Consider the following 21,230-nt stretch of genomic DNA (forward strand, 5'->3'; position numbering starts at 1 on the left):
TACGAGACCATCATGAACCCGGCCGTGAGCCTCGCGGCCTGACACCCCAACTGTCACCTGTTCGTGCGGCAGTCCCATGGTTGTCGGTTGGTGGGCAGCTTTGACGCGCGCTCACTGACCGAGATGCTGGAATCCAGCCGTCGCGGGGGCCGCACCCAGGCGGCGAAGGCCTGAGGCCGATCCGCGAACCCGGAACACGGCGGGACGCGGGCCGTGCCGGCGCGTATCAGTCACAGCTGCGCGTTCACCGGTTTCGCGTCGGGCTGGTCCTGGACGGCGTGCGGCATCGCCTTCACCGCCGGCCACCAGCTCTTCGAGGTCACGGCCATGAGGCTCGCAGCGCAGTGGGTGCGACACCGCTGCCGACGTCCGGACCGAGGCCCGCTATCGAGTCTGGGCGCTCGGAGAGTGCGCATCATGGGAGTGAGCGATGCTTGCGAGCTCGGCGCGCGTGCGGGCGCCGTATTTCCGCAGCAAGTTGGCCACGTGGTACTTCACGGTGTTGGCCGTGATCCCGAGCTGGTCGCCGATGCGCTGGTTCGAGATCCCGGTCGCGACCAGGCGCAGCACCTGCTTCTCGCGGTCGGTGAGTTCCTCGGCGCCCTCCACGGTGAGCGCTGCGCTGGGCGGGTCCAGTGGGATCTCGATCCGCAGCGTCGTCCCCCAGCCCGGGGTCGTCTCCACGTCCATGGTTCCGTCGAGCGCCGCGACTCGCTCCACGATCGGACGCAGTGTGTCGTCGTGCGCCGTCACCGCGATTCCCCCGTCGTCACGGACCTCCATCAGCAGGTTGCGGCCATCGCAGTCCCAGCCGATCCGGGCGCGTGCAGCGTCCGCGCGGTCCATGAGCGAGAGCACTGCTGTGCGGGAGATGGCGCGGGCTTCCCGAGCGACCGGGCCCGGCAGCGCCCGTCCTCGCGCAGGAGGCTCTGCGAACTGGACCTGCAGCGGCCCGGAGCGGATCAGAGGACGCAGTTCGGTGCGCAGGCGCGAGAATGCCACGGCTACCGGCTCGAGCACGCTCTCCTGCTGCTCATGGACCGAACGAGCACGGATGAGTGCGGAGGAGGCGATCTCCGTGGCCTCACTGCGCGCGGCCGCATCCGCGAGTCGGCCGGAGCGGAGCACGGCAAGGATCGATTCGAGGGTGATCGCATGTTGATCAGCCTGCTCGGTCAGGCCACGGTCCCTCGACAGGGAGCGGGCACGTTCCAGCGGGGTCGGGAGGTCGCTCACTCCGCTACTCTAGCCCGACCTGGGAGGCCCACCCGATCGAACGGGGCACCCCGCTCATCGGGCAGCAGTGGACCACCGCAGACCGGCCCAAGATGGTCTGCATGGAAGAACGAAGCATCCAGGATTCGCTGACGCGGATCATCAACGAGATCGAGGGGACAGCTTCCCTGCCCGACGCGCCCGCGCTCGCGGCCGCCGTCGAACTGACAGCGAACGCCCGGCGGGTCTTCGTCCACGGCGCCGGACGCTCCGGGCTCGCGCTGCGGATGACGGCCATGCGCCTCATGCACCTCGGGCTGCAGGTCCACGTCGTCGGTGAGACGACGACCCCGGCGATCGGAGAGGGCGATCTGCTCCTGACCGCCAGCGGTTCCGGCACGACCTCGGGGGTGGTGAGCGCGGCTGAGACGGCGAGATCCGTCGGTGCCCGCGTCATCGGGATCACGACCGACCCCGAGTCACCGCTTGCTCAGCTGTCCCACGCCGTCCTGGTCATCCGTGCGGCGACGAAGACAGACCGGTCCGAGCAGCAGTCGGCCCAGTACGCCGGCAGCCTCTTCGAGCAGCTCCTCGTCCTCGTCGGCGACGCTCTCTTCGACGTCCTGTGGCAGAAGAGCGGTCAGAGCGCGGATGCGCTCTGGCCCCGTCATGCCAACCTCGAATGACCTTTCTTCTCCGTTCCATCATCGACACCACCACAAGAAAGAGACACCCTGACATGCGCCTGCAGTTCGCCATGGACACCCTGACCACCGAGTCCGCCCTCGACCTCGCCGCGAAGGCCGCACCCCACGTCGACATCCTCGAGCTCGGCACCCCTCTGATCAAGAGCGAGGGCCTCGCGGCGATCACGGCGGTCAAGGCCGCCCACCCCGACAAGACCGTCTTCGCCGATCTCAAGACCATGGATGCCGGCGAGCTGGAAGCTGACATCGCCTTCGCTGCCGGAGCGGATCTGGTCACCGTGCTCGGCGTCGCCGGTGACAGCACGATCGCCGGCGCGGTCGCCGCGGCGACCAAGCACGGCAAGGGCGTCGTCGTCGATCTGATCGGCGTGTCCGACAAGGCCGCACGGGCCCGAGAGGTCGTCGCCCTCGGCGCCGTCTTCGTGGAGATGCACGCCGGCCTCGACGAGCAGGCGGAGGACGGCTACAGCCTCGACGCCCTGCTCGCCGCCGGCGAGGCCGCCGAGGTCCCGTTCTCCGTCGCCGGCGGCGTCAGTGCGGACTCTGTCGAGGCCGTCCAGCGGGCGGGAGCAGACGTGGCCGTCGCGGGCAGCGCCATCTACAGCGCATCGGACGTCGCCGGCGCGGCCGCCGCTATCCGCTCCGCCATCAGGTGACCACCGCCCACCGCATCCCGTGGAGAGGGGGCAGGTGACGGCACGCCCGGACCCTGTCCCCTCCCACCGGATGCGGTGGACTGATGCCGCAGTCGATCACCGCGTGGCGCAGAGCGCCACGCGACCCTCCTCCCCGCAGGGCGTGCCCGGCATCGGGGTCGGTCGGAGGCCCGCTCGATCCAGGCGATGGTTACTCTCATGGAGCGCACACGCCGGACTTCCGCAACGGCTCGATCGACAGCAGCGGACTCCGGCTCATCGACCGCCGTCCGGGCCTCGGAGCACAAGAGCTCGCCGAGCTCCCGGCCCGGGCGGCGACGGTGCTCTCGGAGAGGCGCTCGATCCGCGTCATGATGATCCTGACGTTCTGGACGGCGCGGTGGCGCGTCCCGACGGCCCGCCGTATGCGATGTCGCTGCGGCAGCGTCGGACCTTCTCAGCGCCGCCCCCCGCGGTGGACCGGCGCTCGTCCGCGTCACACCCCAGCTGGAGTTCCCCGCCAGGACCGGCGCCGGTGACGTGAAACCGGTCCCTCCGCCACGTGCGCGTGCCGGCGGCCCTGGCGCCGGTGATCGTCCTTCTCGCCCCGCGACGCGTTCCGGATCGTGAGAGGCGTCAGGAGCGTCGCAGCGAGCAGCCCCGTCTCCCAGGATCACGCCCCTCCTCGCTCCCCCACGCCGCTGGGCGCCGACATGCCGGCCCCACGTGCCCCAGGCCCGCGCCGGGCATCGTCCAGGACGGGATCGGCGACGGATCCGTGCACAGAGCCGGCCCGCGACCGACGCTGGAGCGACGATCGCGGGCCGGGTTCATGACGGCCCGGGATCAGGCGGGGATCATGCCGTGGGGATCGATGATGAACTTCTCCGAGACACCGGTATCGAACTTCGCGTAGGCGTCGGGGGCCTCGTCGAGGCTGATGACCTTGGTGTTGAGCATGTCGCTGAGGTAGGGCATGCGGTCCCACAGGATCGACATCATCAGCTCACGGTTGTAGTGCATGATCGGGGCCTGGCCGCCGGAGATCCGAGGCGACTTGATCCACGCCTTGCCGAAGTCGAGCGGGTAGGTGCCCTCCTGCTCGGCCTTGGAGGACGCCAGCGGGTCGGGGCCGTAGACGCCGACGATGCCGGTGGCACCGCCTGCGCGGGTGGCGTCCATGACCTGGTTGATGGCGTGTGCCGGGCTCATGTCCTCGGCCTCACGGCCGATCCCGTGGGCTTCGTTGCCGACGTAGTCGACGGCGCAGTCCACCATGGGTTCGCCGAGGATGGCCTCGATCTGATCGGTCAGCGGCACGTCCTGGTTCAGGTCGATGGTCTCGCAGCCGTTGTTCTTCATCAGGTCCAGCCGGTCCTGGTGGTAGTCACCGACGATGATGCAGGAAGCGCCCAGGAGACGGGCTGCTGCGGCGCCGCAGCGACCGACGGGACCGGCGCCGGCGATGTAGACGGTCGAGCCGGGCTTGGCCCCGGCCTCCATGAGGCCGTGGAACGCGGTGGGCAGGATGTCCGAGAGCAGGGCGAGGTCACGGATCTTCTCCATGGCCTGGTCCTTGTCCGGGAAGCGGAGCAGCTGGAAGTCGGCGTAGGGGACGAACAGGTATTCCGCCTGCCCACCCTGGAAGTCGCCCAGGTTGAACCCGTAAGCGCCGCAGGCCGCGTCGGGGTTCACGGTCTCGCACACCTCGGTACGACGGGCGCGACAGTTGCGGCATCGGCCGCAGGCGACGTTGAAGGGGACCGAGACCAGGTCGCCCTCGGAGAGGAACTCGACGTCGGGGCCGACCTCGAGGACTTCTCCGGTCATCTCGTGGCCCACGACCATGCCCTGGGGGACAGGGAAGGACCCGCGGTAGATGTGCAGGTCGGAACCGCAGATGTTGGTGGCGACGATCTTGAGGATGACTCCGTGCGGGGCGCTCCTGCCGTTCGGCATCTCGAGCTTCGGGAAGTCGAGGGACTCGACGCGCATGTCCTTGACGTTCTGGAACACGACGGCGCGGTTGCTGCTTGCCATGACGTTCTCCTCCAGTTGGGGATGGCCCGGTCGCGGAAGTGCCTCGGTCATATGGATGCCCGTCGCCCGCGACCTCGGCTCTTCGAGCATAGACGAGGAGGGACCTCGCCCTCCACCGAGGTGCCCGCCGCGGCTGCGGCGACAGGCGCCACGGGCAGGTGGACCGTGGAGGACCGGGCCATGCTCCGACCGATCGGTGGAACGCGTTGCTAGTGTCGCCTGCATGGTCGAAGCACGCAGGTCCGCGCCGTCGGACTCCACACCCGTTCAGCCCGACGTGCAGGTTCTCGGCGCGCGCGAGCACAACCTCCAGGACATCGACCTGACGGTCCCCCGCGACGCTCTGGTGGTGTTCACCGGCGTCTCCGGCTCGGGAAAGTCCTCCCTGGCCTTCGGAACCCTGTTCGCGGAGTCCCAGCGCCGTTACCTCGAGTCCGTCGCTCCCTACGCCCGTCGCCTCATCGACCAGGCAGGCGTCCCGGACGTCGACTCCATCACGGGCATGCCGCCGGCCGTCGCTCTTCAGCAGCAGCGTGGAGGCCGCAGCGCGCGGTCCTCGGTGGGCAGCATCACCACGCTCTCCTCGCTGGTGCGCATGCTCTACTCCCGGGCCGGCCACTACCCCGAAGATCAGCCGATGCTCTACGCCGAGGACTTCTCCGCCAACACCGTGCAGGGCGCATGCCCGGAGTGCCACGGCATCGGCCGGGTGTACGAGGTCACCGAGGACATGATGGTGCCGGACCCTTCATTGACGATCCGCGAACGGGCCATCGCCTCCTGGCCGACGGCCTGGCACGGTCATCAGCTGCGCGATGTCCTCGTCGCGCTCGGCTACGACGTCGATGTGCCCTGGAAGGATCTGCCGAAGGAGGAGCGTGAATGGATCCTCTACACGGACGAGACGCCGTATGTCCCGGTCCACTCGCGGCTCACACTCTCCGAGGCCCGGGCCGCGACCGCGGCGGGCGTCGAACCGAGCTACTCGGGCACCTTCGTCGGCGCGCGTCGGTACGTGCTCGACACCTTCGCGAACACCAAGAGCGGGTCGATGAAGCGGCGCGTGGCGGAGTTCCTCTCGGTCGCTCCCTGCCCTGCCTGCCAGGGGAAGCGGCTGAAGCCGGAGGCCCTGTCCGTGACGTTCGAGGGTCTCGACGTCGCAGATCTCTCCGCGCTGCCGCTCGCGGAGCTCTCCACGCTGATCGACCAGGCGGCCGAACGGGCCACCGGCGCTCTCGACGGGGCCGAGTCGGCGGGCCGCACAGGTGGCCAGGCTGACCGACGCGACGCCGGGCAGCGGATCGACGCCGGAGGATCCGCCCCCGCGGCCGTCGAGGACGCGCGCATGTCGCCTGACCGCTCGGTCGAGAAGCTGGCCGCGACAGCGCGATTGGGCGCGGAGCTCGTCAACAGACTGCGGCCGATCATCGATCTGGGTCTGGGGTACCTCTCCCTGGGCCGCACCACCCCCACCCTCTCCGGCGGCGAGCTGCAGCGACTGCGACTCGCGACCCAGCTGACCTCTGAGCTGTTCGGTGTGGTCTATGTGCTCGATGAGCCGTCCGCGGGTCTTCATCCGCAGGACGTCAGCGCTCTGCTCGGCATCCTCGACGGGCTCAAGCGCCGGGGCAACAGCCTGTTCGTCGTGGAGCATTCGGTGGATGTGATGCGGCACGCCGACTGGCTGGTCGACATCGGCCCCGGCGCGGGCGAGCGCGGCGGACGCGTCATCTACAGCGGGCCCTACGAAGGGCTGGCAGAGGTGGAGGAGTCCGTCACCCGCGGCTATGTCTTCGGGGGCAGCGGACTGCCCCGCCGGACGCCCCGCGAGCCACAGGGATGGCTGAGGCTCGAGCACGTCACGCGCAACAACCTGCGCGACGTGACGATCTCCTTCCCGCTCGGGGTGTTCACCGCCGTCACCGGAGTGTCGGGATCAGGCAAGTCCAGCCTGGTCAGCCAGGCACTGCCCGCGCTGCTCGGCGAACGGCAGGGACGAGCAGACCAGGCGGAGGACGCCGCCCCCGCCGAAGGGGACGATCTCCTGCTGTCGGACGAGCCCGACGAGCTCGAGGGAGAGATCCGCGGCGACGTCGCCGGGGTGCGCCGCGTCGTGAGCATCGACCAGAAGCCCATCGGTCGCACCCCACGCTCGAACGTCGCCACCTATACGGGCCTGTTCGACCACGTGAGGAGAAGGTTCGCGGAGACCCCCGAGGCCCGCGCTCGCGGGTACAAGGCGGGCAGATTCTCCTTCAACGTCACCGGCGGTCGCTGCCCTACCTGCAAGGGCGAAGGATCCGTCATGGTGGAGCTGCTCTTCCTCCCCTCGGTCTACACCAAGTGCCCCGACTGCCACGGCACCCGCTACCAGTCCAGCACGCTGGAGATCGCCTGGCGCGGCCGCAACATCGCGGAGATCCTCGCCATGAGCGTCGAGGAGGCCCACGACTTCTTCCACGGCGAGTTCGACATCATGCGCTCGCTCACGGCACTGGTCGACGTCGGCCTCGGATATCTCCGTCTCGGACAGCCGGCCACCGAGTTGTCCGGAGGTGAGGCACAGCGGGTGAAGCTCGCCACCGAGCTCCAACGATCCCAGCGCGGGGACACCCTCTACGTCCTGGACGAGCCGACCTCCGGGCTGCACAGCGCCGACTCCGACCGACTCGTGACGCATCTCCAGACCCTCGTGGACGCAGGCAACACCGTCGTCGCGGTCGAGCTCGACATGCGCATCGTCGCCGTGGCCGACCACGTCATCGACCTCGGACCCGGCGCGGGAGACGACGGCGGCACGGTGGTCGCCTCGGGCACGCCCGCGCAGGTCGCCTCGTCCGGAGCCGGTGCGTCGGCACCGTACCTCGAGGCCGCGCTCCAGGAGGCCACCTCCCGGATGTGAGAGCCGGAAGGCTGCGACGAGGGCGAAGACCTCGCGCAGAGAGCGCACCGGACGAGCAGGCTGCCTCGCCAGATCGGGAGCCCGGGTGCATGCCTTCCCAGCGCGGTCAGCAGACGCTCCGCGACTGCCCGACCGCAGACGGACCGGGCAGCGGCCTGCGGGCTCGCGGCGGCGAGGCTCGAGATCGGACTCGGCGGCGGCGGGCCGAGACGTTGTGAGCTCCCGCCGACGACCAGGACTGCCTGCGGGCCCGCGAGGCCTGGGTCGAGATGGAGAACGATGACGTCGAGCTCGCCGACAGGAGGTCGCCATAGCCGTCGACGACTCCACGGCCGATCCCGTGCGTCGTGCCCGACCGGAGATCCGAGGACGGGCCCGAATCGCCGGATGCGATCGGCGCGGTCCCCCGGCGGCATCGGAGTCGTCGACGTCTTCGTGCTCCGGCGTCCCGGCGTCCAGGCGTCCAGGCGTCCAGGCGTCCAGGCGTCCAGGCGTCCAGGCGTCCAGGCGTCCAGGCGTCCAGAACGAGATGGCCACGTGCGGCCCGTCCCTGACCGACGAGGTCTAGACTCGAATGCGGGCCCGGCGCTCACATCCGGCCAGGCCCCGGTGAAGAACGACAACCGTCGATGGCGGAAGGTCATCGTCGACCACAGGGCCGAAGCTTCTTCATCGTCTCCCAGGATCCGGCCCGAGAATCGGCAGCCAACACCTGCCGGCACTCCGATGAGCGCAACGACGACTGCACGCGAGTCGTCCTGCACCCGAACCACGTTGCCCGGTACAGACAGCGTGCGGCTCGCCCGCACGGGCAGGCCGTCACCTCCCACAGAACGGAGCAGAACATGGCAGACGAATTGCACGGCAAGCGGATCGCGATCCTGGCCGCGGACGGCGTCGAGCGCGTGGAGCTCGAGCAGCCGCGACAGGCTCTTCAGGACGCCGGGGCCACGACCGTGCTGCTCTCGCTGCACGAGGGCGAGATCAAGGCTCGCGAGAACGACCTGGACGAGGCCGGGACATTCCCGGTCGATGCACTGGTGAAGTCCGCCTCGGCCGACGACTACGACGCCCTGCTGCTTCCGGGCGGCACGGTCAACCCCGACCAGTTGCGGATGGACACCGACGCAGTCGGATTCGTGCGCGATGTCATGGTCGCCGGCAAGCCGGTTGCCGCGATCTGCCACGGACCGTGGACGCTGATCGAGGCCGGTGTCGTGGAGGGTCGGACGCTGACCTCGTACCCGAGCATCCGCACCGACCTGCGCAATGCCGGGGCGAACGTCGTCGACGAAGAGGTGGCGCGCGACGGGAACCTGATCACCAGCCGCTCGCCCGAGGATCTCCCGGCCTTCAACGCCGCGATGGTCGAGCTGTTCAGCCAGGACAAGTGAGGAAACCATGATCAACTCTGCATTGTCGGTCGTCGTGCACGCCAAGCCCGGGAAGGAGCAGGACGTCGCGGACTTCCTCCGCAGCGCCCGTCCCATCGTCGAGCAGGAGGAGGGTACGCGGGCCTGGTTCGCTCTGCAGTTCGACGAATCGACCTTCGGGATCTTCGACGTGTTCCCCGACGACGAGGCCCGCCAGACCCACCTCTCCGGTGGCGTCGGTCAGGCACTCGCCGCACAGGGAGCAGATCTGTTCAGCACAGAACCGAGCATCCAGAACGTCGACGTGATCGCGTACAAGCTGCCCGGCGAGACCGCCTAGAGCATCAGCCTCGATTGACATCGGGGTGCGGCCCCGATCGGCTCCACAGCCGTGGCCACGGCTGTGGAGCCGATCCACCGCACGTGCCAATCCAGGGGAGCTGCTGATCCCGTACTGAACGAGGCTCGGCGTCGTCCTCTAGGACATGTCTCTTGAGTCGCTTTCATCGACAAGCACAAGGATCGGCACGGCGTCAAGCCGATCTGCACGGTGCTGAAGGGCACCGACGCGCAGATCGCCCCGTCCACCTACTACGCGACGACCGATGACGCCGCACGTATTCCTGAGCTGGAGAAAGAGATTTCGTAGCGGGTGGCCAGTCCTCGTCACTGCTCCACGAGGGCGAAGGAGCACTCGCGATCGCGTCTGGCGTCGAACCGACCTACTCGGGCACCTTCGTCGGTGCGCGCCGGTACGTGCTCGACACGTTCGCGAACACCAAGAGCGACTCGATGAAGCGACGCGTGGCGCAGTTCCTCACGGTCGCTCCCTGCCCCGCCTGCCATGGCAAGCGGCTGAAGCCGGAGGCTCTGTCCGTGACGTTCGAGGGCCTCGATGTCGCAGATCTCTCCGAGCTGCCGCTCGCGGAGCTCTCGACGCTGATCGAAGAGGCAGTCGAGCGGGCCACCGGCGATCTCGACGGGACCGAGACGGCGGGGCAAGCTCTGGACAACGCAGCCCGACGCGACGCTGTGCAGCAGCGCGTCGACGCTGGGGGATCAGCCCACGCGGCCGCCCCCGACGTGCGCAAGACACCGAACCACTCGGTGGAGAAGCTGTGAGATCGCCATGGACGACCTCCACGCCATCACCGAACGCGCTGGTGTCGGCGCCCGGCCGGGCCAGGGCCCGGACCCGGTATCCGCGCGAGGCGGCTTCGGCCGTGACGAGCGTTCCGATGCTTCCGGTGGCACCGACCACGAGAATGGTGCCGGACTGAGTGAGCATGGCGTCCTCCTTCACAGGTGAGATCTTCAGTGAAGGTGCTCGCAGCAGTCGGCGCCAGGGACTCCTGTGTCCGGTAACGCTGGTACCTCTTTCCTGCGCCGGGCCCGATATAGCCTGGATGTCATGAACGAGACGAACGAGGTCCGGGAGTTCCTCACCTCCCGGCGTGCCCGGCTGCAACCCGCACAGGCGGGGCTGCCGGCGTTCTCCTCCACGCGTCGCGTACCGGGCCTTCGCCGTGAAGAAGTGGCCCTGCTGTCGCAGATGAGCGTGGACTACTACACCCGTCTCGAGCGCGGCAATCTCACCGGGGTCTCGGAGGCGGTGCTGGAGTCCCTGGCCCGAGCGCTGCAGCTTGACGCGGCCGAGACGGAGCACCTGTTCGACCTCGCCCGCACCGCCAATGCCGGGGCGCGTCCCAGGCGCCGCTCACCCAAGACCAGCCGGGCAGGGCTGCGCCCTCAGCTGCAACGCATCATCGACGCGATGACAGACCTGCCCGCGGTGATCAACAACGATCGACGGGACATCCTGGCGGCCAACCGCCTGGGCCGCGCCCTGTACTCGCCCATGTTCACCGGCAGCGACCCGGTGCCGAACATCGCTCGCTTCACCTTCTTGGACCCCGCGGCGAAGGCGTTCTTCCCGCAGTGGGAGCAGACCGCAAGCGATCAGGTCGCCAGCATCCGACAGGTCGCCGGCCGCTACCCGTACGACAAGGACCTCACGGACCTCGTCGGGGAACTCGCCACGCGCAGTGAGTTCTTCGCACGCGCGTGGGGCCAGCACGACGTCCGCTTCCACCAGAGCGGCAGCAAGCGGCTGCGTCACCCGGAGATCGGAGAAGTGCACCTGGAGTTCGAGGCGATGGAGCTGCCAGCGGATCCGCGCATGTCACTGATCGTCTACACCCCCCATGCTGAGGCCGACGCCGACCAGCTCGCCTTGCTGAGCATGCTCCACTCCTCTGCCCGCACGGTCCGGGCCGGAGCGGACGACGAGCTCTGAGGCCATGCCGGACCGGCCCGCTGCCGCCCTGCGGTTCGACGCCATCGGCACCAACTGGTCGATCACGGCCCTCACCCCGCTTGAGCACGCCCGTGAAGCGATCCTCGCGGCGGTCGAGGACTTCGACCGGACCTACTCGCGGTTCCGACCCGACTCCCTGATCCGCCAGTTCGGCGACCAGGGCGGCACGGTCCGCTTCCCCCCGGATGCGGTCGCGTTGTTCGCGCTCATCGACCAGCTCCACGACGCGACCGGTGGCGCGTTCGATCCCACAGTGGCCGCCGCGCTGGAACACCTCGGCTATAACGAGCACTACACGCTGACACCCTCCCCTGGGGACCCACCGCAAGCGGTGGGGTGGTCGTCGATCACCCGGATAGGGTCGACCCTGACCAGCACGGAGCCCGTGCTGCTCGATATCGGGGCGCTGGGAAAGGGACGTCTGGTCGATCTTATCGCCACCATCCTGCGAGAGGCCGATGTCGAGAACTTCATCATCGACGCCAGTGGCGACGTGCTGGCAGCAGGCAGCTGCCACCCCCGCGTGGGGCTCGAGGACCCGCGAGCCCCCGGACACCTGATCGGTGCTCTCCCCCTGCGATCCCACGCCTTGTGCGCCTCCGCGATCAACCGCAGAACCTGGGGCGAGGGCCTGCACCACATCCTCGATGCCCGCACCAGCCAACCGGCCACCGGTGTCCTCGCGACCTGGGTGAGTGCCTCATCGACCATGCTCGCCGACGCCTTGGCCACGGCACTGTTCTTCACCGATCCCGATCACCTGCGAGACCACTTCGTTTTCGAGTTCGCCCGCCTCCACTCCGACCACCACGCCGACGCCTCACCAGCCTTCCGCACCGCGATCACCGCCCCCAGGGGCCCCTGATGCCCGCACCCCTTCACCGCTCTCCTCGTGCGCTCACCGCCGTGGCCGCACTGAGCTGCACCCTGCTCGCTACCGGCTGCACCACAGAGGCCCCGCAGACCCCGTCCCCGAGCCTCTCCGCCACGACCCCGGCACCGGAAGAAGACATGCGATACCTCGACGGCGACTATCAGGCAGAAGGCTGGTACGGGGGGCTTCCCTCCCATATCACAGTCGACCTCAGCCTTCAGGACGACGCCATCACCGACGTCTCGATCACCCACCACGCCACCGACCCGACGTCCCTGGGCTATCAGGAAGCCTTCGCCGAGGCGATCGGTGAGATCGCCATCGGTCAACCGCTGGATGACGCAGATGTCGATATCGTCGCCGGCGCCAGCGGCACCTCCGAGGGCTGGAACAGTGCCTTGGACCTCATCCGTGAAGACGCCCGCTCCTGAGCTCCGCGCGCACTGCGGGACCGGGCCCCTAGGGGGGTAACACCTGTCCCTCCCTCACCCGCAGGACCGCTCCTAGGGTGGAAGCCATGAACACCTTCACTCTCAACAATGGCGTCGCGATCCCGGCTCTGGGTCTCGGCGTGTTCCAGACCCCGCCTGAGGAGACCACCACCGCCGTGACCGCGGCTCTCCAGGCCGGCTACCGCCACATCGACACCGCCGCCGCCTACGGCAACGAACGCGAGGTCGGCGCCGCGATCCGCGAGTCCGGGATCGACCGCTCCGAAGTCTTCATCGAGACGAAGATCTGGATCAGCGACTACGGCTACGAGGAGACCCTCCACGCCTTCGAAAAGAGCGCCGGCAAGCTCGGCGTCGACCAGATCGACCTGCTGATCCTCCACCAGGCCCTCCCGTCCGACTTCGACAAGACGATCGGTGCCTACAAGGCGCTCGAGCAGCTCCTGGCCGACGGGAAGGTCCGCGCGATCGGCGTCAGCAACTTCATGACCAGCCACCTCGAGCAGCTTCTCGCCGCCACCAGCGTGGTGCCCGCGGTGAACCAGATCGAAGTCCACCCCTACTTCCAGCAGCGCGAGGTCGAGGCCTTCGGCACCGAGCACGGCATCCTCACCCAGGCGTGGTCGCCGATCGGCGGCATCACCTCCTACCGCGACAGCGAGAAGCGCAGCTTCGATGATCCCGTGATCGTGGGCATCGGTGAGAAGCATGGGAAGTCGGCCGCGCAGGTGATGCTGCGCTGGCACCTCCAGGAAGGCCGTCAGGTCATCCCCAAGTCGACCAAGGCCGCCCGCATCGCGGAGAACATCGACGTGTTCGACGTCGAGCTCACCGCAGATGAGCTGACCGCTCTCGACGCCCTCGAGACCGGCACGCGCGGCGGACCTGAGCCCGAGGACATCAGCCTGGAGACCTTCGGACGCGAGATCCCCGAAGCCTGAGCGCTCCCTCCTCGCGGGCGCCCGCCCCTGACCACCACACGGCGGGCACCCGCTCTTCCATTCCCGCAGCACCGACCGCCACCACCCTGATCGGAGACCCTCCATGGCCGAGCAGACCCGCGCCCAGCAGCTCACAGGCGACTTCGCCCCCAAACTCGCCGACCTCACCGACGACGTCCTCTTCGGCGACGTGTGGAAACGCGACGGGCTCTCCCCCCGCGACCGCAGCCTCGCCACCGTCTCCGCGCTCGTGATGGGCGGGAACACCGACCAGCTCGTCAGCCACGTCCGCCTCGCCCTCGACAACGGCGTGACCGTCGAGGAGCTCGGCGAGGTGATGACCCACCTCGCGTTCTACGCCGGCTGGCCCAAAGCGCTGTCCGCCATCACGGTCGCGCGTCGCGTCATCGAGAACACCACCGCCTCCTGACACCCCCGGATACCCACCTGCTCTGCTGCGATCCAGAGCATCGCTGGAAAGGAACACCATGACCACCTGGTTCATCACCGGAGCCTCCCGCGGTCTCGGCCGCTCGCTCGCCACTGCCGTGCTCGATCGCGGCGACAACGCCGTCCTCGGCGCCCGCACCACCGACGCACTCGATGACCTCGCCCGCCAGCACCCCACCACAGCCATGATCGCCGCAGTGGATGTCACGGACGATGCGCAGGCCGCGGACGCTGTCCGCGCTGCCGAGGACCGGTTCGGCCGCATCGACGTCCTCGTCAACAACGCCGGGTACGGCTACCGCGCCGCCGTCGAAGAAGGCGAAGACGAGCAGATCCGCGCCGTCTTCGACACCAACGTGTTCGGGCCCGTCCGCCTCATCAAGGCCGTCCTCCCGGGCATGCGCCAGCGTCGAAGCGGTGCGATCGTGAACATCTCCTCGATCGGAGCGCGCGCGTGTGCACCCGGGTCCGGCTACTACTCAGCGACCAAGGCCGCCCTCGAAGGTCTCTCCGGATCACTGCAGAAGGAACTCGAACCCCTCGGCATCAGCGTCACCATCGTCGAGCCCGGCGCGTTCCGCACCGATTTCTCCGGGTCCTCCATCCGCATCTCCGAGACCGAGATCGAGGACTACGCCGAGACCGCAGGCAAGCGCCGAGCCCGCGTCGAAGGCACCCAGCCCGGTGACCCCGACAAGGCCGCCCACGCCATCATCGACGCCGTCACGGCAAGCGAGCCCCCCACCTTCCTCCTCCTGGGCACCGATGCGCTGCAGGCCATTCGAGGAGTCGCTGCGGCAGAAGCCGAGCAGATCGACTCCTGGGAGCATCTCAGCGCCAGCACCGACCTCGGCAAGGGATGACCCAGCCCGGTGGCAACCCCACTACCCACCGGGCAGGCCTGACACCAGAGGACATGCTCACCCTCGCAACGCGGTGAACTGTTGCGCGATCAGGTCAGCTCGACCCCACCGCGCCTCAGTCCCCCGTGACGTGCGCAGTCAGCGGTGCGTCGAGCGATCTCCACTGGAAGGATCCACAACGTTCTGCGTCTGCGCGCGCTGCAGCGCGGAGGAGAAGCGTCGGCGCTGGGTGGCGGAGGAGAGCCCGTCCCCGGTGACGAGATCACCGATCCTGACGGTGAGGCGGGCTGGGGCGTCGGTCCCGATGGTGGCCTTCATCCTCCCGAGACTCACCACTGTGCTGATCGTCCGCGGGACGCCTCGGCTGCTCGGCGGCCGGCGGTCCTGCCGTGTCATCGACCACCCCCGGCGTCTTCGCGATGTCCTCGGTCGTGCTCGCACCGCGGTCGCCCCGCAGGCCCGCCAGATAGGCGTTGTACGCCGCGAGCTCGGCGCCGCCGTCCCGCTCGGCCTTGCGGTCGTACTGGCGGGCCCGGCGATCGTCGGACTTCATCCACATCGCCGCGACGATGATCGCGTAGCCGACGGTCGGGACCTCGGAGATCGCCCACATGATCGTGCCGCCGCGCACCTGGATCAGCTCGAGCCGGTCCGGCGAGTACATCCCGAGCTGCGTGTACCAGCCCTCCGCCACCAGCCAGGTCGCCGAGACCATGGCCACCCCGAAGAAGGCGTGGAAGGCGAGGGTGACCAGCAGGGTGATCAGCTTCAGCACCGGGTTGATCGGCTTCTGCGAGGGGTCGATCCCGATCAGCACCCAGGCGAACAGGTAGCCGGAGGCGAGGAAGTGCACCGTCATCAGCAGATGCCCGACGTGATGCTCCATGGCCAGTTCGAACAGCGGCGAGAAGTAGAAGATGACCAGCGAGCCCACGAAGATGAACCCGGCGACCGGCGGGGAGGAGACCAGTCGGGAATAGCCCGAGTGCAGAGCGGCCAGCACCCATTCGCGCACCCCTCGCGAGCCGTCGGTGCGAGGCGCGACCGCGCGGGACAGCAGCGTGACCGGGCCGCCGAGCGCCCACAGCGGTGGCACGATCATCATCATCGCCATGTGCTGGATCATGTGCGCGTCGAAGCGGAACTTGCCCCAGGCTGCGGCGCCGCCGTTCATGACCCAGGCGAAGGCGAGGCAGCCGGCGAGGAAGCAGGCCGTGCGGATCCACGGCCAGACGTCCCCGCGACGGGTCAGCCGCACCACGCCGATGAGATACAGGACGGCCATCGTCGCGGCCAGGGCGAGGGCGATCCAGTCGGGCTGGAACACGGTGAACAAGGCGCCGGGTCCGAACTCTCGCTCCGGCGGAAGGTAGCCCACCATCGACAGCACCCGCAGCTCTCCCACAGCGGGGATCTCCTGCGGGACCGGCGGGGCGGAGCGGCCCAGGGCGATCGACGCACCGATCACCGCCGCCATCACCAGACCCTCGGTCATGACGAGGTGACGGAAACGGATCCGCTCCCCCAGCCGTCGCCTCTGCAGCGCGCCGAGCACGGCGAGGGCGAGCAGCCCTGCCGCCTTGAACAGCACCACCCGGCCGTAGCCGGTGGTGAGCAGCTCCGACCAGTGCGACATCCGGATCCATGCGCTGATCAGCCCGCTGAGCGCGAGGGCTGCGACGGCCGCCAGAGCCCAGGGCGAGAACCGGCGGATCACGGTGGACACCTGCGTCTCGTCCATGCGGGCGCTGAGCAGGAAGAGGACCAGCAGCCCACCGGCCCAGACGCTGACCGCCACCAGGTGCACGGACATGGCGTTGACGGCATTGACGTGGTCGAGGCTGGAGCCGGCGTGACCGGCGAGGCCCAGGGCGGCGGCGCCGATCCCGGCGAAGGCGAGCCCCCAGCAGGCCATCACCGTGGACCGTGCGATCGCGTAGGCGAGTGCGGACAGCGCCGCGAAGACGGTGATGGTCAGCTGGATCCGGCCCAGCTCGCCCCCGAGCGCCACGTCCCAGACGTTGAGGTCGGTGCCCGCGCCTGTTGCCTCGAGCCCGACCAGCGGGATCAGGGCGAGGGACGCGACCGCCCACAGCAGTGCTCCTGCGGCGCCGAGGCGTACGGTGCGGCGGCGCAGCGGATCCAGGGTGGTCACCTCGCGGCGACCGGGCCCCGGCAGCAGCAGCACGGCGGTCCCGCCGGCGCCGATCGCGAGCAGCAGGCCCAGGTGGTGCAGGGCGCGCACCGCCGGCAGCCCCCAGGTGACCAGCGGGGACGCCGGGACCAGTTCGGCGGGTGCAAGGGCCCGGGTGGCGGCCATGCCCGCCAAGGCGGCGGCAACGGTGAGGAGCAGCAGGAGCGGGAGGGCGAGCGTGCCGGCGCGCTGGGAGACGGCGTTCATGCCCCTGCCCGTCGGCGCCGGAGCGTCTCGAAGAGGCAGACGGTCGCGGCGGTGTGGACGTTGAGCGATTCGGCGTGCCCGGCCAGGGGAATCCGCACGGTCAGCGGCGCGGCGGCCAGGGTGGCCTCGTCCAGTCCTCGAGCTTCGTTGCCCAGGATCCACGCGATCCGTGCGGGCAGCTCGACGGTGAAGAGCTCGGAGTCGGCATACCCGCTGGTGGCGGCGGCGGTGATGGAGGTGGCGGCGAGCTGTGAGAGCAGGTCCTCGATCACGGCGCCGGTGAGCACGGGGAGGTGGAACAGGCTGCCGACGGCGGCCCGCACGGCCTTCGGGGAGTAGGGGTCGGCGCTGGTGCGGGTCAGCAGCACCAGGTCGGCGCCGGCGGCGTCCGCGGTGCGGATCAGGGTGCCGACGTTGCCGGGGTCGCGCACTTCGTGGAGGACCACGACGGTGAGCGCGCCGTCGGCCGACAGCGCCTTGAGCGCGGTGCGGGTCGCGTCAGGGGTCTCGGCGGGCAGCGCGCCGACGGCGACCACTCCCTGCGGGGAGACCAGGGTGCCTGCGGAGGCGTCGGAGGCGTCCGCTCCCTCGCGCACCAGGGCGCGGAGAATCTGCTCGTCGACCGTGCGCACGGGAACGCCGGCCGCGTCGGCGAGCTCCACCAGTTCAGGATGGTCGACGGCGGCGCGCTCGGTCACGAAGACCTCGAGGGCCAGCTCCGGCCGGTGCGCGAGCAGCGAGCGGGCCGACTGGGGTCCTTCGATGCGGAACCGGCCCTGTTTACGACGTGCAGAGCGCCCGGCCAGCGCCGCCACCTTCTTCACCCGCTCGGAGCGGGCAGAGGTGAGCGGAGACTGATCCGGGCGCTCGTTCATCGCAGGAAGTGCCGCGATGTCAGGCTGCCGGGGCGTTGACGTCCTCGGGGAGGGCGTTCTTCGCGACCTCGACCAGAGTGGCGAAGGCCGGGGCGTCGTGGACGGCGAGCTCTGCGAGCATGCGACGGTCGACCTCGACGCCGGCCAGGCCCAGACCCTGGATGAGGCGGTTGTAGGTCATGCCGTTGGCGCGGGCCGCAGCGTTGATGCGCTGGATCCAGAGCTGACGGAAGTTGCCCTTGCGCTTCTTGCGGTCGCGGAAGTTGTAGGTCTGCGAGTGCAGCACCTGCTCCTTCGCCTTGCGGTACAGACGCGAGCGCTGGCCGCGGTAGCCGCTGGCCTGCTCAAGGATTTCCCGACGCTTCTTATGGGCGTTTACCGCCCGCTTCACGCGTGCCACGTGATACTCCTTCGATCGTAAATTCAGGGGCGCGGGAGCTGTGCTCCCACGTGGGCGATCAGCGGCCCAGCAGCTTCTTCATACGCTTGACATCGGCCTTGGCGACAGAGGTGTCGCTGCCGAGACGGCGCTTGCGGGTGGAGGACTTGTGCTCCAGCAGGTGGCGGGCGTTGGCCTTCTCGCGCATGAGCTTGCCCGAGCCGGTGACACGGACGCGCTTCTTGGTACCCGAGTGGGTCTTGTTCTTCGGCATCTGCCTGTTCTCCTTGTGACGTTTCTCAGGACTCGGCGCTGGTCTCGGTCTCAGCCTTGGCGTCGGACTTCTCGTCCTCGCTCCGGGCTGCGGCCTTCTCAGCATCGGTCTTGCGCTTACGGGCCTCGGCCATGGCCTGGGCCTTCTTCTTGTGCGGCCCGAAGACCATCACCATGTTGCGGCCGTCCTGCCGCGGGTGCGACTCGACGAAGCCGTAGTCGGCGACGTCCTCGGCCATGCGACCGAGAAGCTTGACGCCCCTCTCGGGACGGGACTGCTCACGACCACGGAAGCGGATGATGACCTTGACCTTGTCGCCACCGTCAAGGAACTTCTCAACATTGCGGCGCTTGGTCTCGTAGTCGTGGGTATCGATCTTCAGGCCCATACGGATTTCCTTCTGGACCGTGTTCGCCTGGTTCTTGCGCGACTCACGGGCCTTCAGGTTGGCTTCGTACTTGTACTTGCCGTAATCCATCAGGCGCGCAACCGGCGGATTCGCACCGGGCGCGACCTCGACGAGATCGAGTCCTGATTCCTGGGCGAGACGCAGGGCGTCCTCGACACGGACCTCGCCGACCTGCTCGCCGGCGGGTCCGACCAGGAGGACCTTGGGGACCCTGATCTGACCATTGATGCGCTGTTCGCTGATGTTGGCTCCTCACCTTGATTCGAGTCGGAAGACGACGAAAGCCCCCGCATTTTCATGCGGAGGCCCCAGGTGCACGCGCAACAGCGCGGTACGGACATTACTGCCCGGCTGCGATACTGACCCGGCAGCTGTGCGCTCGCGGGCCGGAAGGCACACGGGCTGTTCGCCACGAGGTGGGAAGGGACTCCACTTGAAGGAACTGATGGCGAGGGTCTCGACCTGTTCCAATCGTCTATCCTAGCAGGAGTGGGGCCGCAGTCCAGGTGATGTGCGTCGCGCCCGCAAGCTGCGACAACGAGGAGTGCTGGTGGAGACCGACCGCGATGCGTCCGGCGGGGACGACCTCCCAGGTCGCCCCGATCCTGGCACTTCTGCCCCAGGTTCCCATGAGTCCCATGACTACGGCTACGGGCAGACGCCGCTCGATCCCGCGGGGACCGGAGGTGCTCGCGCAGCCGATTCCGGGATCGCGGAGGGTGATGCGCACTCCGCGGCCTCCCCGGCAGCGGAAGCTTCCGCCGACGACGCCCGCTCCGCCGGCGAGGAGACCACCGCCGACGGCTCCGCGGCCTCCCGTGACACCAGCCAGGTCCCCGTCACCGGCGCCCGCCCGGTGACTGCACTGCGCACGGCGCCACGAGCAGTGCTCCGCCCCGTCCCCGAGGGCTTTCCCACCCCACCGCCACGGCCGGCCCGGCCCAATCGTCGGCCCGCCCCACCGCAGGAGCCCCTCCCTGCTGGGAAGAGCCGTCGCGGGCTGCTCATCGCGGGGATCTCGGTGATCGCGGTCCTGCTGCTGGTCGTCGTCGTCGGGGGCGGGGTGCTCGCCTTCCGGGCGCTCTCCCCCGCCGCACCGTCGGAGGGTTCCTCGGTCCCAGCGACCGGGACGGCGCAGGAGCAGGCCGGCCCTGGGCAGGCGCAGGTGGGCGAGGTGACCATCTCGGAGGTGAGCACCGAGATCGGAGTGCGGAAGGTCGGCAATCCGGGCTCGGCCATGGAACCCGAGGGTGAGTACATCGTCGTGATCTTCGAGGTCGACAACCCAGGCGACAAGGGCGTCGACATCGCAGAGCTGGTGGAGCTCGAGACCGCCGACGGTCAGACCTTCGCCCCCGACTCGGCAGCGAGCGCGAACTTCGTGGCGGACAGCCGCCCCTTCGGAGTGGTCGCTCCAGACAGCATCGACACCTTCCACAAGGTCTACGACGTCCCCATCGGCACCCAGCCCACAGGCCTGCACTTCACCTTCAGCCTGATGAACGAGACCGGAACCCTTCCCCTGGGGTAGCCGAGCGCCATCCCCCACCACGACCCCACCCACCACCCGCGCGCCCGCTCAGGGCGAGCACACCCGACCACGAAGGAACTCTGCAGACGTGAACGACCACCAGCACCACGACCACTCCGGCCACGCCGGGCACAAGGACCATGCCGGGCACACTGACCACGCTGGGCATGCCGGGCATGCCGGACATGCCGGACATGCCGAAGCTCCCGCCGCCATCGGCGGGGAGGAGCTCCGCGATATCGCCGACGTCGCGGCGGTCGAGATCATCACGTCCGCCTGCGTGCACCTGCTGAGCGCTGCGGCCGTGAAGGTCGGACTCGCGGAGGACGAGGCGACCGGTCAGTACCAGGATCTCGACGAGGCCAGGAAGCTGATCAACGCCCTGGCCGGTCTCGTGACCGCCGCAGCTCCGGAGATCGGCAATGAGCATGCCCGCTCGCTGCGTGACGGCCTGCGCTCGCTGCAGCTGGCCTTCGCCGAGGCGCTTCCCTTCCCGGATGACCCCGGCAAGGCGCCGGGCGAGAAGTACACCGGCCGGGTCTCCTGACCTCGAGCGGTCGCCCTTCCCTCCCAGGCCCCGCACGCCTCGCGC

Annotated in this window: 21 protein-coding genes and 2 pseudogenes; 14 read left to right on the forward strand and 9 right to left on the reverse strand. The window is 69.0% G+C overall.

Translation table 11 applies throughout. The features are described 5' to 3' along the window. Window positions 1-236 precede the first annotated feature (236 nt). Together Q0937_RS00005 and Q0937_RS00010 are read right to left on the reverse strand one after the other, a co-directional pair. A pseudogene (locus Q0937_RS00005) lies at window positions 237-362 on the reverse strand (IS256 family transposase); the annotation flags it as partial. 22 nt (window positions 363-384) lie between these two features. Beyond that, a complete protein-coding gene (locus Q0937_RS00010; RefSeq protein WP_299298169.1) occupies window positions 385-1,236 on the reverse strand; it encodes a response regulator transcription factor family protein in 852 nt (283 codons plus the stop codon). A gap of 92 nt (window positions 1,237-1,328) precedes the next feature. On the opposite strand from Q0937_RS00010, the gene hxlB reads away from it, so the two are divergent. Next, a complete protein-coding gene (gene hxlB, locus Q0937_RS00015) occupies window positions 1,329-1,901 on the forward strand; it encodes a 6-phospho-3-hexuloisomerase (RefSeq protein ID WP_299298172.1) in 573 nt (190 codons plus the stop codon). Window positions 1,902-1,954: 53 nt separating this feature from the next. Next, complete coding sequence (gene hxlA / locus Q0937_RS00020) at window positions 1,955-2,578, forward strand: 3-hexulose-6-phosphate synthase (RefSeq protein WP_259784180.1); 624 nt, start codon at window positions 1,955-1,957, stop codon at window positions 2,576-2,578. A gap of 825 nt (window positions 2,579-3,403) precedes the next feature. Here the strand turns inward: hxlA and Q0937_RS00025 are convergent. Further along, window positions 3,404-4,597 carry an alcohol dehydrogenase catalytic domain-containing protein gene (locus Q0937_RS00025; protein ID WP_299298179.1) on the reverse strand — a complete coding sequence of 398 codons (1,194 nt, stop codon included), beginning with the start codon at window positions 4,595-4,597 and terminating at the stop codon, window positions 3,404-3,406. 223 nt (window positions 4,598-4,820) lie between these two features. Between Q0937_RS00025 and Q0937_RS00030 the strand changes: the two genes are divergently transcribed. The 4 genes from Q0937_RS00030 (at window position 4,821) to Q0937_RS00045 (ending at window position 9,994) form a co-directional block, all read left to right on the forward strand. Then, window positions 4,821-7,499: an excinuclease ABC subunit UvrA gene (locus Q0937_RS00030; protein WP_299298182.1), complete on the forward strand. Its 2,679-nt coding sequence runs from the start codon at window positions 4,821-4,823 to the stop codon at window positions 7,497-7,499. An 845-nt stretch (window positions 7,500-8,344) separates the two neighbouring features. After that, window positions 8,345-8,893, forward strand: coding sequence for a type 1 glutamine amidotransferase domain-containing protein (locus tag Q0937_RS00035; protein WP_299298185.1), 549 nt, complete (start codon window positions 8,345-8,347; stop codon window positions 8,891-8,893). 7 nt (window positions 8,894-8,900) lie between these two features. Beyond that, window positions 8,901-9,212, forward strand: a complete 312-nt coding sequence (locus tag Q0937_RS00040; RefSeq protein WP_070500108.1) for a putative quinol monooxygenase — start codon at window positions 8,901-8,903, stop codon at window positions 9,210-9,212. A 452-nt stretch (window positions 9,213-9,664) separates the two neighbouring features. After that, the gene (locus Q0937_RS00045; RefSeq protein WP_299298193.1) at window positions 9,665-9,994 is read left to right on the forward strand and encodes a hypothetical protein; all 330 of its coding nucleotides are present in this window, start codon (window positions 9,665-9,667) and stop codon (window positions 9,992-9,994) included. 52 nt (window positions 9,995-10,046) lie between these two features. Here Q0937_RS00045 and Q0937_RS17975 read toward each other — a convergent pair. Beyond that, window positions 10,047-10,160: pseudogene (locus tag Q0937_RS17975) on the reverse strand (NmrA family NAD(P)-binding protein); the annotation flags it as partial. Window positions 10,161-10,283: 123 nt separating this feature from the next. On the opposite strand from Q0937_RS17975, the gene Q0937_RS00050 reads away from it, so the two are divergent. The 6 genes from Q0937_RS00050 to Q0937_RS00075 all read left to right on the forward strand — a co-directional run bounded on the left by Q0937_RS00050 (window position 10,284) and on the right by Q0937_RS00075 (window position 14,769). Beyond that, the gene (locus Q0937_RS00050; protein ID WP_299298196.1) at window positions 10,284-11,168 is read left to right on the forward strand and encodes a helix-turn-helix transcriptional regulator; all 885 of its coding nucleotides are present in this window, start codon (window positions 10,284-10,286) and stop codon (window positions 11,166-11,168) included. Between the two features lie 4 nt (window positions 11,169-11,172). Next, window positions 11,173-12,054 (forward strand): FAD:protein FMN transferase, encoded by an 882-nt coding sequence (locus Q0937_RS00055; RefSeq protein WP_299298198.1) that lies wholly within the window; start codon window positions 11,173-11,175, stop codon window positions 12,052-12,054. Window positions 12,055-12,095: 41 nt separating this feature from the next. Beyond that, window positions 12,096-12,494, forward strand: a complete 399-nt coding sequence (locus tag Q0937_RS00060; protein WP_299298201.1) for an FMN-binding protein — start codon at window positions 12,096-12,098, stop codon at window positions 12,492-12,494. A gap of 86 nt (window positions 12,495-12,580) precedes the next feature. Continuing rightward, complete coding sequence (locus tag Q0937_RS00065) at window positions 12,581-13,456, forward strand: aldo/keto reductase (RefSeq protein WP_299298204.1); 876 nt, start codon at window positions 12,581-12,583, stop codon at window positions 13,454-13,456. A 103-nt stretch (window positions 13,457-13,559) separates the two neighbouring features. Beyond that, window positions 13,560-13,886 carry a carboxymuconolactone decarboxylase family protein gene (locus Q0937_RS00070; protein ID WP_299298207.1) on the forward strand — a complete coding sequence of 109 codons (327 nt, stop codon included), beginning with the start codon at window positions 13,560-13,562 and terminating at the stop codon, window positions 13,884-13,886. 58 nt (window positions 13,887-13,944) lie between these two features. Beyond that, a complete protein-coding gene (locus Q0937_RS00075; protein WP_299298210.1) occupies window positions 13,945-14,769 on the forward strand; it encodes an oxidoreductase in 825 nt (274 codons plus the stop codon). Window positions 14,770-15,031: 262 nt separating this feature from the next. Here Q0937_RS00075 and Q0937_RS00080 read toward each other — a convergent pair whose 3' ends face one another. From Q0937_RS00080 to infC, 5 genes are read right to left on the reverse strand one after another with little or no spacing between them, the layout of a single operon-like run. Then, window positions 15,032-17,170 carry a cytochrome c oxidase assembly protein gene (locus Q0937_RS00080; RefSeq protein WP_299298212.1) on the reverse strand — a complete coding sequence of 713 codons (2,139 nt, stop codon included), beginning with the start codon at window positions 17,168-17,170 and terminating at the stop codon, window positions 15,032-15,034. Further along, on the reverse strand, window positions 17,167-18,045 hold the full coding sequence (locus Q0937_RS00085) for an RNA methyltransferase (RefSeq protein WP_299298215.1): 879 nt from the start codon (window positions 18,043-18,045) through the stop codon (window positions 17,167-17,169). The genes Q0937_RS00080 and Q0937_RS00085 overlap by 4 nt, the downstream gene beginning before the upstream one ends. 19 nt (window positions 18,046-18,064) lie before the next feature. Next, on the reverse strand, window positions 18,065-18,445 hold the full coding sequence (rplT, locus tag Q0937_RS00090; protein WP_299298217.1) for a 50S ribosomal protein L20: 381 nt from the start codon (window positions 18,443-18,445) through the stop codon (window positions 18,065-18,067). 58 nt (window positions 18,446-18,503) lie between these two features. After that, window positions 18,504-18,698: a 50S ribosomal protein L35 gene (gene rpmI / locus Q0937_RS00095; RefSeq protein WP_299298220.1), complete on the reverse strand. Its 195-nt coding sequence runs from the start codon at window positions 18,696-18,698 to the stop codon at window positions 18,504-18,506. Between the two features lie 25 nt (window positions 18,699-18,723). After that, window positions 18,724-19,350, reverse strand: coding sequence for a translation initiation factor IF-3 (gene infC / locus Q0937_RS00100; protein WP_363323189.1), 627 nt, complete (start codon window positions 19,348-19,350; stop codon window positions 18,724-18,726). Between the two features lie 307 nt (window positions 19,351-19,657). Between infC and Q0937_RS00105 the strand changes: the two genes are divergently transcribed. After that, the gene (locus Q0937_RS00105; RefSeq protein WP_299298223.1) at window positions 19,658-20,638 is read left to right on the forward strand and encodes a hypothetical protein; all 981 of its coding nucleotides are present in this window, start codon (window positions 19,658-19,660) and stop codon (window positions 20,636-20,638) included. Between the two features lie 214 nt (window positions 20,639-20,852). Then, window positions 20,853-21,185, forward strand: coding sequence for a DUF1844 domain-containing protein (locus tag Q0937_RS00110; RefSeq protein WP_299299610.1), 333 nt, complete (start codon window positions 20,853-20,855; stop codon window positions 21,183-21,185). The last annotated feature ends 45 nt before the right edge of the window (window positions 21,186-21,230 follow it).

This window comes from uncultured Brachybacterium sp., assembly GCF_947500705.1.
GTDB lineage: Bacteria > Actinomycetota > Actinomycetes > Actinomycetales > Dermabacteraceae > Brachybacterium.